Here is a 13,136-nt window from a genome sequence, read left to right as displayed (position 1 = left end):
GATCACTTCGGCCTTAGCCGCCCCTCGTTCCCCGAGTCTGGGCGCCTCTCACTTGCTTGCTGCCGTCCAAAAGACCGCAGGTAGATCAGCCGAGGTTCGCCCTCAGGAAAGCCATCACCGCCGCTGTCAATGCATCGCCGTCGGTGCCGAAGTCGCGATTGATCGACATGTGCGAATAGGCGCTGCCGTCGAACAGCGTGACCCTGGTTCCGGTGGCGCGCAGACGCTCGGCGAAGGCCTGCGCCTCCTCAGCACGGGTTTTCGCCCGTGAATGGGCGATGAAGGTCGGCGGGTGCTTGCGGCCTTCCACATAGGTGACCGGCGACAGCGCGCGCCACTGCGCCGGATCGGGAAAGGCGCGGGCATAGACCCCTGCCATGCCGCCGCTCCTGGCCAATGCCTCCAGGTCGTAAGCCCTGGTGTCGTCGAGGATCAGCGCCGCGACCCCGGGCAGGCCGCCGCGCAGGCCGGTCAATGCGACGAGATGGCAGCCGGCCGAATGGCCCATCGCGACGATCCGGTCCGGATCGCCGCCATGCCTGGCAATGTTGGCGCGGACGTAGCGATAGGCCAGTTCGACATCCGCCGCCTGGGTGGCGACGTCGGCCTCGGGCAGCATCCGGTAGTCGATCGAGACGAAGCAGAAGCCATTGTCGAGCAGGAATTGCGGCTTGGCATTGACGTTGCCGCGACTGCCGACCCGCCAGGCGCCGCCATGGACGAAGAAGACGACCGGCAGGCCGCTTGCGCCGTCGCGGGAATAGATGTCGAGCTTGGCCGGCCCATAGTCGAAGGTTTCGGGCGACGGCGAACGCAGCTGCAATGCCGCCGCCTGCCCCGGCAACAGCGCCGCCATCGACACCAGAAGCAGGCTTCGCCGATCGATTGTCATAGACTCCTGACTGCCCAAGGCTGCCACACGGTGCGCACTGTCATTCGCCAAGCATCGCCGGCTTGATCCTCAGCCGCGCGATACGGTTCTTGTCGCGCTTCATGACGACGAAGCGCTTGCCGTGAAACGTAAAGGCCTGCTTTTCGTCCGGGATCGACTGCGCCTCGTGGATGACAAGGCCGGCAATGGTGGTGGCTTCCTCGTCCGGCAGGTGCCAGTCGAGCGCCCGGTTAAGGTCGCGGATCGGCACCGTGCCGTCGACGACGACGGAGCCGTCGGCCTCCTGCTTGACGCCCTGGATGTCGATGTCGTGCTCGTCGGCGATCTCGCCGACGATCTCCTCGATGATGTCCTCCAGCGTCACCAGCCCTTCGACCTCGCCATATTCGTCGACGACGATGGCGAAATGCGCCTTGCGGCGCAGGAAGGCGTTGAGCTGCTCCTGCAGCGTCGTGGTGTCGGGCACGAACCACGGTTTCGACGCGATCTTCATCACGTCGATCCGGGAGAAATCGTTGCCGACCTCGTTCAGCGCGCGCAGCAGATCCTTCGCGTGCAGCACGCCGACAATGTTGTCGAGCGAACCCTTCCACAACGGCATGCGGGTGTGCGGGCTCTGCAGGATCTCGCGAACCACCGCTTCGGGCGGGTCATCGGCATTGACCGAGCGCATATTCGTGCGGTGGACCATGACGTCCGACACTTCGAGCTCCTCGAGGTCGAACAGGCCGCCGATGCGGGCGCGGTCCTCGCGCACCACCTGGCCGTCGCGGCGGAAATCGTCGACGGCGCCGCGCAGTTCCTCGCGCGCCGAGCGCTGCGGCTCGATGCGCTGCAGCTCATAGCCGAAGGCGGCGAGCAGGTGCCGGCGCAGGACGAAGCCCAGCAGGCCGAGGCCGGCGAGCACTGCAGCCGCGATCCAGCCGGCCTGACTCATCCCGGGCGGCTTTCCTGCCGACCCGGATGGTTCTCCCTGAGGAACGCCAGCACTTCCGAGGCCGGCACATCCCTGGCGATGAAGGCCTGTCCGACGCCGCGCGTCAGGATGAAGGTCAGCGCGCCGCGCGACACCTTCTTGTCCTGGGTGATGAAGGAGAACAGCTGCTCGGCATCGGGCAATTCGCCCGGAATGTCGGCCATGCGCCAGGGCAGGCCGACGGCGCGAAGATGCGCCTCGACGCGCGCCGCATCGTCGGGGCTCGCCAAATTGAGCCTTGACGAAAAGCGGTGCGCCAGCGCCATGCCGATGGCGACGCCTTCGCCATGCACGAGCCGTGTGCCGTCATAGCCGGTCGCCGCCTCCAGTGCATGGCCGAAGGTGTGGCCGAGATTGAGCAGGGCGCGGTCGCCGGTCTCGAACTCGTCGCGGGCAACGACGTCGGCCTTGGCACGACACGCCTCGGCGATGGCGGCAGCCCGCTCCGGCCCGCCGGCAAACACTTGGCGCCAGTTTTCTTCCAGCCAGGCGAAGAACTCCGGCCGGTCGATCAGCCCGTATTTGGCCAGTTCGGCATAGCCGGCGCGAAACTCGCGGATCGGCAGCGTGTCGAGCACTTCGGTATCGGCCAGCACCAGCTTGGGCTGGTGGAACACCCCGACAAGGTTCTTGCCGCGCTTGCTGTTGATGCCGGTCTTGCCGCCGACGGAGGAATCGACCTGCGCCAGCAGCGAAGTCGGAACCTGCACGAAATTCATGCCGCGCCGCGCGATGCCGGCGGCAAAGCCGGCCAGGTCGCCGATGACGCCGCCGCCGAGCGCGATGACGAGGTCGCCGCGCTCCAGCTTGGCGGCCAGCACGCCGTCGACCACCTCTTCGAGGTGCGCAAAGCTCTTGGTCTTTTCGCCTGGCGGCAGCGTGATGGCGGCATGTTGGATGCCACCGCTTGCCAGGCCGGCCGCAAGCGTTGCGAGATGCGCGCTAGCGACGTTTTCGTCGGTGACGACCGCCGCCCTTGTGCCCGGCAGACGGCGCGAGATCTCGGCGCCGGCGCGTGACAGCAGGCCGGGGCCGATCAAAATGTCGTAGGCACGCTCGCCAAGCCCGACTTCGACAGAGACCGTTGCATCAGCGCTCACGACCGCACCTCATCGATGTCGGCAACACCGAGATGGCCGCGCAGCGCGTCCACGACCTCGGCGGCAATGATCTCCTTGCGGTCGTCGCGGGTCGGCACGGTGACATCGGCCGCGGCGTAAACCGGGTAGCGTTCCGCCATCAGCCGTTCCAGCACGGCGCGCGGATCGGCGCTTTTCAGCAGCGGCCGGTTCTGCTTCTTGGAAACGCGCTCCATCAACAGATCGATTTCGGCCTTCAGCCATACCGAAACGCCATGGCTGGCGATCGCCTCGCGCGTCTGCGCGTTCATGAAGGCGCCGCCGCCGGTCGACAGCACCTGCGGCCCGTGCTCCAGCACACGCAGGATGACGCGCTGCTCCAGTGCCCGGAACTCCGCCTCGCCATAGCGCTCGAACAGGTCCGGGACGCTCATGCGCGAAACAGTTTCGATCTCCTGATCGCTGTCGATGAAGGGCAGCGCCAGCATCGCCGCCACCTTGCGGCCGATGGCCGTCTTGCCGGCGCCCATCAGCCCGACAAAGACGATGGAACGGCCGCCCAGCCGGCCGAGCAGCGCGGCATAGCTCTCGCCCGGAGGATTTGCTGGTAGCGCGTTCATGCTTCTAGAGCCTCTTTGCCGGCGTATCGACATCAAAAGCCTGTTTGCGTCAAGCGTGACGCACCCAGAACCGGATATGGCTTCTCCCTTGAATTGCCCGGATTGGCGTCTCATAAGGGCACAGGGTTGGAAATGCAGAATAAGACGACGGGCGAAAATTAATGCCAACACTGTTTCGCTTTGTCGTGACGCTCGCGATTCTGGCCGGCATTGTCTATGGCGCGATGTTCGCCTTGGTCATGTTTGTCGAGCCGAGAAAGGCGGAAATGAGCGTGCGTATCCCTCCGGAAAAGCTCAATCCGAAAAAATGAACAGCGCCGCCCGCATCGAAGCCTTCCTGGAAATGATGAGCGCCGAGCGCGGCGCCGCCGAAAACACGCTTTCGTCCTATCGCCGCGACCTCGAGGACGCTTCCGCCGGGATCGCCGGCGGACTTGCCGGTGCCACCAGCGCCGACATCCGTGCCTATCTCGACGACATCGCCGCGCGCGGCTTTGCCGCCACCTCGCAGGCGCGCAAATTGTCGGCGATTCGGCAGTTCTTCAAGTTCCTCTATGCCGAGGGCCTGCGCGGCGACGATCCGACCGGCACGCTGGACAGCCCGAAGAAGGGCCGGCCGCTGCCGAAGACGATGAGCGAAGCCGATACCGGCCGGCTGCTCGACCGCGCCGCGCAAGAGGCGAAGGACCCCTCCATGCATGACGGCGACACGCTCGCGGCGCTGCGCCTCCACGCACTGGTCGAGGTGCTCTACGCCACCGGCTTGCGCGTTTCGGAGCTGGTCGGCCTTCCCGTGACGGTGGCGCAGCGCGACGACCGCTTCTTCATGGTGCGCGGCAAGGGCAACAAGGAGCGCATGGTGCCGCTGTCGGCCAAGGCGCGCACCGCGATGCGGACCTGGCTTGCCGCACGGGCGGCGGTGCCGGTTCTTGCCGACAGCCCGTTCCTGTTTCCGGCCGCCGCCGACAGCGGCTATCTCTCGAGACAGGTCTTTGCCCGCGAGCTGAAAGCGCTTGCCGCGCGGGCCGGCATTGCCGCGGCGAAGATATCGCCGCATGTGCTGCGGCATGCTTTCGCCAGCCATCTGCTGCAGAACGGCGCCGATCTCAGGGCCGTGCAGCAGCTGCTCGGCCACGCCGATATTTCAACGACGCAGATCTACACGCATGTGCTGGAGGAGCGGCTGATGCGTCTGGTCAACGATCATCATCCGCTTGCCGACTAGGCGTCATGTCGCTATGTGAGAACGACGTTCCACCGCGCCCAGCCTGCATTTTCAGGCTTGCGTCAGTCATTGCCTTCCGACTTGCCGGTCCGCCCAAGAATGTACAATTACCTCGATTTCGAAAAGCCTGTACAGGATCTCGAAGGCAAGATCCTCGAGCTGAAGAAGCTTGCCGAGAACGGCGAGGCGGTCGATGTCGGCGATGAGATCGCCCGTCTCGAGAAGCGCTCGCGCGATGCGCTGCGCGACGCCTACAAGGCGCTGACGCCGTGGCAGAAAGTGCAGGTGGCGCGCCATCCGGACAGGCCGCACTGCATCGACTACATCAAGGGCCTGCTTACCGATTTCACGCCGCTCGCCGGCGACCGCAACTTCGGCGAGGACCAGGCGATCGTCGGCGGCTTCGCCCGCTTCCGTGGCGAGCCGGTGGCGATCATCGGCCAGGAGAAGGGTTCCGACACGGCAAGCCGGCTGAAGCATAATTTCGGCTCGGTGCGGCCGGAGGGCTACCGCAAGGCGGTGCGGCTGATGGAACTCGCCGACCGCTTCCAGATCCCGCTGCTGACGCTGGTCGATACGGCCGGTGCCTATCCCGGCGTCAACGCCGAAGAGCGCGGCCAGGCGGAGGCCATCGCCCGCTCGACTTCGGCCTGCCTTGGCCTGAAGGTGCCGTCGATCTCGGTGGTGATCGGCGAAGGCGGCTCGGGCGGCGCCATAGCGATCGCCACCGCCAACCGCGTCTACATGCTCGAACACGCCATCTATTCGGTGATCTCGCCGGAGGGCGCCGCCTCGATCCTGTGGCGCGATACCACGCGGTCCAGGGATGCGGCGACCAATATGAAGATCACGGCGCAGGACCTGCTGGAGCTGAAGATCATCGACGCCATCATTGCCGAGCCGCTCGGCGGCGCCCATCGCGCCCCTGAAACGGTGATCGCCGCCACCGGCGACCTCATCTCCAGGACGATGAAGGAATTCTCCGGCGCCAACACCGACTTCCGCGAGCATCGCCGCGAGAAATACCTGGCGATGGGCCGCAATCTGTAACCAACCCAGTCACGCGGCCTGAAATGTGGCGGCGTGAACCAGTTCCGCCACAAAAATGCCGCTGCATTCGGCTCAGTGGGCTTGCCGTAAGGGGACGCGCCGCATGCTTGCGGTAAGGAATTTTCAAGGTTAACGGGCTTAGAGTCCGTCAGTGGTCGGTTTAGCAGCTGCGGCATCCGCGGCGCAGAGATGAAGCGATAGCCATATCCATGTTTGCCAAGCTTGCCCGCACCGGAGTTCTGATCGCTGCGATCGGCGTCGCCGGCTGCAATGACGCTTCGATGAAGGATTTTGCGCCGCAAGCCAACAAGCCGCTGCCGGACAAGATCCTGGCCGAAATGAAAGCCAAGGGCATGGTCCGCACCTCCTCGGTGATGGCCCGCATCTTCAAGGAAGAAGGCAAGCTCGAAATCTGGAAGGCCAAGACCAACGGCCGCTACGACCTGGTCGCGAGCTACGACATCTGCAAATGGTCGGGCAAGCTCGGCCCGAAATTCACCGAAGGCGATCGCCAGGCGCCGGAAGGCTTTTACACGGTCCGCCCGGCACAGATGAACCCGCGGTCGAATTACCACCTGTCCTTCAATATCGGCTACCCCAACGCCTATGACCGTGCCAATGGCCGCACCGGTTCCAACCTGATGGTCCATGGCGCCTGCTCGTCGTCTGGCTGCTATTCGATGACCGACGCGCAGATCGAGCAGATCTACGCTTTCGGCCGCGACGCCTTCCAGGGCGGCCAGACCGAGTTCCAGATCCAGGCCTTTCCGTTCCGCATGACTGCAGCCAATATGGCGCGCTATCGCAACGACCCGAACTACGAATTCTGGAAGATGCTGAAGGTTGGCTACGACAATTTCGAGGTCACCAAGGTGCCGCCGAAAGTCGACGTCTGCGAGAAGCGCTACGTGTTCAACCAGGTTGCAGCCGACGGCTCGACCTTCAATCCGACCGGCCCCTGTCCGCCGACCACCCAGCCCGATTCGCTGAAAAGCGCCATCAACGCCTATCAGAGCACCTATGAGGCGGCCTTCAACGGCGCCATAAAGGCCAGCGTGCCGGCGCCCAAGCCGACCATCGCCGGGATCAAGGAAGCCAGCATCGTTTCCGACTGGTCGAAACGGCGTGCGCGCGGCGAACGCGTGCCGATCGAGCCGCCCTCGCTCAACCCGGACGGCACGGTGACCGAAACGGCGCGCATGGGCCGCGTCGATTCGCCGGCGGGCCGCAAGATGGCGGCGCTCGACGCCGAAAAGGCTGCCAAGCAGAAGGCCGAGGAACAGCGGCTTGCCGCGATAGAAGCGGCGAAGGCAGCGAAAGCCGCAGCCAAGGCGCAAGCCCTGGCCGAGAAGGAAGCCGCCAAGGCGCACGCATTGGCCGAAAAGGATGCTGCCAAGGCGGCGGCCGAAGCGCCTGTCGCGACCGCAACCGTCGCGCCATCCGCGGAGGCCGTTCCGGTCGCGGAAACGCAGGCTGCGGACGCCGAAAGCACGGCGACACGGCTGAAGAAGAAGCTGCTCGGCATGTTTGGCGGCTGAGGTTCATGGTTGAACAGGAAGATGAGGGCCAAGAAGACAGGCCCTCAACCAGCCCCGCCGCCGTCTACGACCTCAAAGGCTTGAACTGTCCGTTGCCCGTGCTCAAGGCAAAAAAGCGCCTGGCTGCAATGCAGCCGGGCAGCCGCCTGTGGCTCGAAACCACCGACCCGCTCGCCGTCATCGACATTCCCGCCTTCTGCACCGAGAGCGGCCATCGGCTGATCGAAACGACGGCGATCGCAGGCGGCCGCCGCTTCCTGGTCGAGCGCGGCTGAGCGCGTGATCTCCCCCCTTGAGGGGGAGATCTCGCCGAAGGCGACAGAGGGGGTTGCCTCGGCTGGCGCGACGCCATGTACGACCAAAGAGAAAGTTGGCGCTTCACGCGCGGCAACCCCCTCTGGCCTGCCGGCCATCTCCCCCTCGAGGGGGGAGATCACGATCCGGCGATGGCCAGCGGATTGCTCTCCAGTGCCGCCCGGTCCGGCGTGTCGATCGACGGCTGGTTGGTGAAGGCGGCGAACAGCCGGCGGACATAGTCTTCCGGCATGTCGAGCGTGATCAGCACCAGCCTGGTGCCGCGCTGGCTGTCCGGCCAGGCCGGCAGTTGCACCGGCGGATGCAGGATCTTCTGCACGCCATGGATAACCAGCGGCCGCGACGGGTCTTCTGCAAGCTCAATGACGCCCTTCATCCGCAACAGGCGCTCGCCATGCGCCGAGCGCAGCAGATCGAGGAACATCTCGATTGCCGAAAACGGCACCGGCCCGTCATGAACCAACGAATGCGAACGCACGCGGGAATCGTGCCTATGGCCATGACCATGACCATGACCATGGTGATGGTGATCGCCACCGTCATGCCCCTCGTCATCATGCCCGCTGTGGTCATGCCGGCTATGGTCATGGTCGTGGCCGGCTCCTTCGCCGAGCCAACGCTGCACATCGACGGATTTGGTGGCCGGATTGTAGAGGCCGCAATCGAACAGGGTCGCCACGCTTGCCTGGCTCGCGTCGAGCACCACGGCGCCCGGGTTGAGCTGCCTGAGCCGCGCCCGCAACGCCTTGGCATCGCCCGCATCCGTGGCCAGGTCGGCCTTGCTGAGCACGATGCGGTCGGCGACGGCCACCTGCTTCACCGCCTCGACATGGGCATCGAGCGTCGCATTGCCGTTGACGGCGTCGACCAGGGTGATGACGCCGTCGAGCCGGAAGGCCTGGACCAGGGCCGGATGCGCCATGATCGACTGCAGCACGGGGGCGGGATCGGCGAGCCCGGTGGTCTCGACGACGACGCGGGCAAGCCGGTCGATGCGGCCGGTCTGCAGCCGGTCGACGAGGTCGGCCAGCGTGTCGACCAGCTCGCCGCGCACCGTACAGCAGAGGCAGCCATCGGAGAGCTGGATGATGCCGTCGGAGGCCTGCTCGACCAGGAGATGGTCGATCGCCACCTCGCCGAACTCGTTGATGATGACGGCGGTGTCGGCGAGCGCGGGATCCCGCAGCAGCCGGTTGAGCAGCGTCGTCTTGCCCGCACCAAGAAAGCCGGTGAGCACCGAAACGGGGATCGGGAAGCCGGCCATCAGGTTAGTTCAACGCCTTGGCCGGCTGCTGGACCTGCGCGGCGGTGGCGGATCCGGCCACAACAGGCTCGGCGCCGGACGGCGGCGCCCGGTCCGGCCGCCATGTCGGCAGCGGCACGTCGGCATATTCCTGCCCGGAGGCGTCGAGCATCGCCTTCGGCGTCGGTCCCGTGGCGCCCCCGAGGCCGACAGCGATCAGCGTCGGCACATGGTCGAGCTTTTCCTGATAGGGCGATTTCGGCACGTCCTTGCCCTTGTCGCCAACCGCGGGCGCGGCTTCCGACTGCTCCGCGACCGGCTTCTTCTTGCAGATTTCGTCATTCATGTCGTTGGCCGACATCGTGTCGCCATAGGCGGGCAGCGCCGCGACCGTCAGCCAGCTCGGCGCCGGCGTTGCAAAGCCCTGGTCGAGCAGTTTTGCCGCCGTTTCGGCGCGGGTAATGGCTGACCGTTCGCCGAGCACCACGGCGACCAGGGTGCGGCCGTTGCGGGTCGCCGAGCCGATCATGTTGAAACCGGACGAGCAGACGAAACCCGTTTTCATGCCGTCGGCACCCGGATAGCGGCCAATCAGGAGGTTGTAGTTGGAGATTTCCTTTTTGCCGACGGCAAGGCCTTCGATCGAGAACCAGGGGGCATATTGCGGGAAGTCCTTGCGGATCGCCATCACCAGCAAAGCGAGATCGCGCGCTGTCGTATACTGGTCCGGCGAATAGAGCCCGTTCGGATTGACGAAATGCGACCCGCTCATGCCGAGCCGCCGCGCCTCGGCGTTCATGCGTTCGGCAAAGGCTGCTTGCGAACCGCCGATATTCTCGCCGACCGCCATGGCGATATCGTTGGCCGATTTGACCAGCATCATCTTCAGCGCGTTGTCGAGCCGCATCACCGAGCCCGGCTTGAAGCCCATCTTGCTCGGCGGCTCGCCGGCCGAATGTTTCGTTACCTTGATCGGCGAATCGAGCTGGACCTCACCCGCGGCAATCGCCCGAAACGCCACATAGGCGGTCATCAGCTTGGTCAGCGATGCCGGGTACCAGCGCCTGAACGCCTCCTGGTGCTGCAGGATCTTGCCGCTGTTCAGGTCGAACAGGATGGTCGGATTGGCCAAGGCAGGCCCGGCCAGCGCCGGAAGCACCACCGCGCCCGCCACCAACAGTTTGAGGAAATGCCTGTAGCGCATCATGAAAACCGAAATAGCCTCTTGCCGCAGTCGCACCTGGCTCCGTAAGATTTCGTTACACGATCGCCAGGATAATGGTCCGGCTCTCTGTTCCCGGACCACAGTCGCGGTGCTATTTACTCTATGTGACGTCAACATGGCAAAGTGCTGCCGATCACAATGTGGAAGCAGCAGCACAATGCAAAGCAGCGTGCATGGTTGCAAGGCAGCAGGCACAATTGCAAAGCAGCAGGCCAAGAGCACCTGCTCCAACAGCGAAATGGAACCATCATGCCGATCCTGAACCGAGCCGCCGAAATGCAGGACGAGGTGGCCGGCTGGCGCCGCCATTTGCACCAGACGCCGGAGCTGAATTTCGACGTCTTCAAGACCGCCGCCTTTGTCACCGAGAAGCTCAAGGCGTTCGGCTGCGACGACATCGTGACGGGTTTGGGCAAGACCGGCGTCGTCGGCATCATCCGCGGTCGCCACGGCGGAGGCTCGACCATCGGCCTGCGCGCCGACATGGATGCCCTGCCGCTCAACGAGATCACCGGCAAATCCTATGCCTCGACGGTCCCCGGCAAGATGCACGCCTGCGGCCATGACGGCCACACCGCGATGCTTTTGGGCGCCGCCAAATACCTCGCCGAAACGCGCAATTTCGCCGGCTCGGTCGCGGTCATCTTCCAGCCGGCCGAAGAGGGCGGCGGCGGCGGCAACGAGATGGTCAAGGACGGCATGATGGAGCGCTTCGGCATCTCCAAGGTGTTCGGCATGCACAACATGCCGGGCCTGCCGGTCGGCCAGTTCGCCATCAGGCCGGGCCCGATCATGGCGGCGACCGCCGAATTCACCATCACCGTCAAGGGCCGGGGCGGCCACGCGGCGATGCCGCACGGCACCATCGATCCGATCGTCATCGCCAGCCAGCTCGTCGGCGCATTGCAGACGATCGCCTCGCGCAGCACCGATCCGGTCGAGGCGGTGGTCGTCTCGGTGACGAAATTCCATGCCGGCGACGCCTACAACGTCATTCCCGAGAGCGCCGAGATCGCCGGCACGGTACGCACGCTGAAGAAGGAGGTTGCCAAGAAGGCCGAAGAACGCATCCGCGCGCTTTGCCAAGGTCTGGGCGCTGCCTTCGGCGCGACAATTGAGGTCGACTACAACGCCAACTACCCCGTCACCTTCAACCATCCCGAAGAGACGGTCTTTGCCAGCGACATCGCGGCCGACGTCGCCGGCGACAGCCATGTGCACCGCGCCATCCAGCCGGTGATGGGCGGCGAGGATTTCTCCTACATGCTGGAAGCGCGGCCGGGCGCGTTCATCTTCATCGGCAATGGCGACACCGCCGGTCTGCACAACCCGGCTTACGACTTCAACGACGAGGTCATCCCGCACGGCATGAGCTATTGGGTGAAGCTGGCGGAAACGGCGCTGGCGGCGTAGCCGTTCGGCATTGGCTTACGGCCCGCTCTTCGGATCCTCGACCTCCAGCGCTTCCATGACCGGCGCCAGCTCGTTGTCGTCGGCGGGTTGCGGTTCTTCGCCTGTCCTCGCCTTCTTCAGGGCTGCCTCAATCGCCTCCTGGATGTTGCCGAGTTCGTCTTCGCGAACCTCGTGGCCATAGCCGGCAGCGTCGGCATCCTGCTCGAATTGCTGCGCCAGAACGGCGACGCTCACTTCGCTCTCGGTCGGCAAATTGCCGACATTCTCCTGCAGCCAGGTTTCAAAGAACTCTTTTGTGGCGCTCATGCGGGTCTCTCCTTCGGGACACTAAAGCGCGCTGGCATCCCGAAAGTTCCGCTATCTGAGCCGTCTTTGCGCCCGTTGCTGGCTGTCCCGCAATTCAGAGCGGCCCGGCGGCGATGGCGCCCCCTGGCTCGGCTGCTTACTGGCTGGCAGCAGTCGTCGGTTCGCACGACACGTTCGGGTTCATATCGGCGAACGCGCCGGTCGGGTTGCCCTTCCAGGCCCAGACATGCAGCTCGTAGAAAGGTCCGAGGCCATAGCGGTTGGGCGCACTGTTGAAATTGAACAGATGTCCATCGAGCGAGGCCGGGCCTTTCGAGGTGATGTATTCGACCGCGATCAGTTTTAGCGTGCCGTCGGCCATCGGCTCGTACATGACGGCTTCAGGCTTGGCGACATCGACCGCGTCGTCCTTGAGGTAGCCGGGATTGACGTAGTGGATGCCCATGGCGCCACCGGTGATGCCGCTGGCGCAAGGAATGGGCGCATAGCCCTCGGCGGTCGCCGCCGCCACATTCTCGAAGCGGCTGTTGGCGGCGCGCACCTTGTCGGCCAGCGGATTGGGACCGGACGTGGGCGCTGCCTGATGCGCCTGCGCCAGCGCAGTGCAGGCCGACAGCAGCGCCGCGGCAGCGAGGAACTTGTTGCGAAAGTTGATTGTCATAGTCATTCCATTCTTCTTGAAAAGCACAGCCCGGCCGGCCGCCGGAAGTAGGGAGGTCCGGCAGGTGGGCGCTGTGGCTGTTGTTGCTGGGAGATCCCTGTCCCGATGCGACGAATGCAGGGGAAGATCATCCCTTCGGCAAATACGGGATGGTTCCGGCCAGATCGGAATTGTCGATCAGCTGGAAACGGCTGTCGCTGCCGCCCTGACGGGCCGAAACGAAGGGTGCGTAGGCAGGATCGTCGGTAAAGGCGCGCGCCGCGGCCTCGGTCGGGAACGCCATCAAGGCAATCAGCGTGGTGTCGAGCGGCTTGCCTTCGAGCGTCTTCACATTGCCGCTGCGCGACAGATATCTGCCGCCGTGCTTGTGGACGAGGTCGTGGACCGACGCGGCATAGGCCGGCATCCACTTTGGGTCCCTCACCTTGATGTCTGCGATAACGTAAGCGGTCATGGGTCATGTCTCCTGGTCGTGCACAGGGGTATCCCGTGCAGCGGCAGAGGGGTCGCATGGCAGGGCCGGCGCCAGCCAGTCCGCGATCTGTACTGGGCCGGTACAGTTTCTGTACTCGCCGCGTTGCCGGGAAAGGCCT

General features: G+C 64.9%; 15 protein-coding genes. 6 read left to right on the top strand and 9 right to left on the bottom strand.

All coding sequences use genetic code 11. The features are described from left to right. Window positions 1-85 precede the first annotated feature (85 nt). From NKJ35_RS19965 to NKJ35_RS19950, 4 genes are read right to left on the bottom strand one after another with little or no spacing between them, the layout of a single operon-like run. Window positions 86-892, bottom strand: coding sequence for an alpha/beta hydrolase (locus tag NKJ35_RS19965; RefSeq protein ID WP_352649291.1), 807 nt, complete (start codon window positions 890-892; stop codon window positions 86-88). Window positions 893-932: 40 nt separating this feature from the next. Next, window positions 933-1,829, bottom strand: a complete 897-nt coding sequence (locus NKJ35_RS19960; protein ID WP_352649290.1) for an HlyC/CorC family transporter — start codon at window positions 1,827-1,829, stop codon at window positions 933-935. Beyond that, window positions 1,826-2,968, bottom strand: a complete 1,143-nt coding sequence (gene aroB, locus NKJ35_RS19955; protein ID WP_352649289.1) for a 3-dehydroquinate synthase — start codon at window positions 2,966-2,968, stop codon at window positions 1,826-1,828. The genes NKJ35_RS19960 and aroB overlap by 4 nt, the downstream gene beginning before the upstream one ends. Then, window positions 2,965-3,567, bottom strand: coding sequence for a shikimate kinase (locus NKJ35_RS19950; protein WP_352649288.1), 603 nt, complete (start codon window positions 3,565-3,567; stop codon window positions 2,965-2,967). Before NKJ35_RS19950 ends, aroB begins: the two co-directional genes overlap by 4 nt. Window positions 3,568-3,728: 161 nt before the next feature. Here NKJ35_RS19950 and NKJ35_RS19945 point away from each other — a divergent pair, with 161 nt between their 5' ends. The 5 genes from NKJ35_RS19945 to NKJ35_RS19925 all read left to right on the top strand — a co-directional run bounded on the left by NKJ35_RS19945 (window position 3,729) and on the right by NKJ35_RS19925 (window position 7,655). Continuing rightward, the gene (locus NKJ35_RS19945; RefSeq protein ID WP_023677884.1) at window positions 3,729-3,878 is read left to right on the top strand and encodes a hypothetical protein; all 150 of its coding nucleotides are present in this window, start codon (window positions 3,729-3,731) and stop codon (window positions 3,876-3,878) included. Then, complete coding sequence (locus NKJ35_RS19940) at window positions 3,875-4,792, top strand: site-specific tyrosine recombinase XerD (RefSeq protein ID WP_352649287.1); 918 nt, start codon at window positions 3,875-3,877, stop codon at window positions 4,790-4,792. The genes NKJ35_RS19945 and NKJ35_RS19940 overlap by 4 nt, the downstream gene beginning before the upstream one ends. Window positions 4,793-4,891: 99 nt before the next feature. Next, on the top strand, window positions 4,892-5,842 hold the full coding sequence (locus tag NKJ35_RS19935; RefSeq protein ID WP_352649286.1) for an acetyl-CoA carboxylase carboxyltransferase subunit alpha: 951 nt from the start codon (window positions 4,892-4,894) through the stop codon (window positions 5,840-5,842). Window positions 5,843-6,051: 209 nt separating this feature from the next. Continuing rightward, window positions 6,052-7,380, top strand: a complete 1,329-nt coding sequence (locus NKJ35_RS19930; protein ID WP_352649285.1) for a L,D-transpeptidase family protein — start codon at window positions 6,052-6,054, stop codon at window positions 7,378-7,380. 5 nt (window positions 7,381-7,385) lie between these two features. Next, window positions 7,386-7,655, top strand: a complete 270-nt coding sequence (locus NKJ35_RS19925; RefSeq protein ID WP_352649284.1) for a sulfurtransferase TusA family protein — start codon at window positions 7,386-7,388, stop codon at window positions 7,653-7,655. Between the two features lie 158 nt (window positions 7,656-7,813). Here NKJ35_RS19925 and NKJ35_RS19920 read toward each other — a convergent pair whose 3' ends face one another. Then, window positions 7,814-8,959 (bottom strand): CobW family GTP-binding protein, encoded by a 1,146-nt coding sequence (locus NKJ35_RS19920; protein ID WP_352649283.1) that lies wholly within the window; start codon window positions 8,957-8,959, stop codon window positions 7,814-7,816. Window positions 8,960-8,963: 4 nt separating this feature from the next. Continuing rightward, window positions 8,964-10,142 carry a D-alanyl-D-alanine carboxypeptidase family protein gene (locus NKJ35_RS19915; protein WP_352649350.1) on the bottom strand — a complete coding sequence of 393 codons (1,179 nt, stop codon included), beginning with the start codon at window positions 10,140-10,142 and terminating at the stop codon, window positions 8,964-8,966. A gap of 270 nt (window positions 10,143-10,412) precedes the next feature. On the opposite strand from NKJ35_RS19915, the gene NKJ35_RS19910 reads away from it, so the two are divergent. Continuing rightward, window positions 10,413-11,576 carry a M20 aminoacylase family protein gene (locus tag NKJ35_RS19910; protein ID WP_352649282.1) on the top strand — a complete coding sequence of 388 codons (1,164 nt, stop codon included), beginning with the start codon at window positions 10,413-10,415 and terminating at the stop codon, window positions 11,574-11,576. A gap of 15 nt (window positions 11,577-11,591) precedes the next feature. On the opposite strand, the gene NKJ35_RS19905 is transcribed toward NKJ35_RS19910, so the two are convergent. The 3 genes from NKJ35_RS19905 to NKJ35_RS19895 all read right to left on the bottom strand — a co-directional run bounded on the left by NKJ35_RS19905 (window position 11,592) and on the right by NKJ35_RS19895 (window position 12,997). Then, entirely contained in the window at window positions 11,592-11,882 is a 291-nt protein-coding gene (locus NKJ35_RS19905; protein ID WP_352649281.1) for a hypothetical protein, read from the bottom strand. Between the two features lie 136 nt (window positions 11,883-12,018). Then, window positions 12,019-12,543, bottom strand: a complete 525-nt coding sequence (locus tag NKJ35_RS19900; RefSeq protein WP_502904654.1) for a hypothetical protein — start codon at window positions 12,541-12,543, stop codon at window positions 12,019-12,021. Between the two features lie 127 nt (window positions 12,544-12,670). Then, the gene (locus NKJ35_RS19895) at window positions 12,671-12,997 is read right to left on the bottom strand and encodes a DUF1330 domain-containing protein (RefSeq protein WP_023677873.1); all 327 of its coding nucleotides are present in this window, start codon (window positions 12,995-12,997) and stop codon (window positions 12,671-12,673) included. Window positions 12,998-13,136 lie beyond the last annotated feature (139 nt).

The organism is Mesorhizobium sp. M0136 (assembly GCF_040322515.1).
GTDB lineage: Bacteria > Pseudomonadota > Alphaproteobacteria > Rhizobiales > Rhizobiaceae > Mesorhizobium.
Note: the sequence above shows the minus strand (reverse complement) of the source record. Positions and strands in the feature narration are given on the sequence as shown.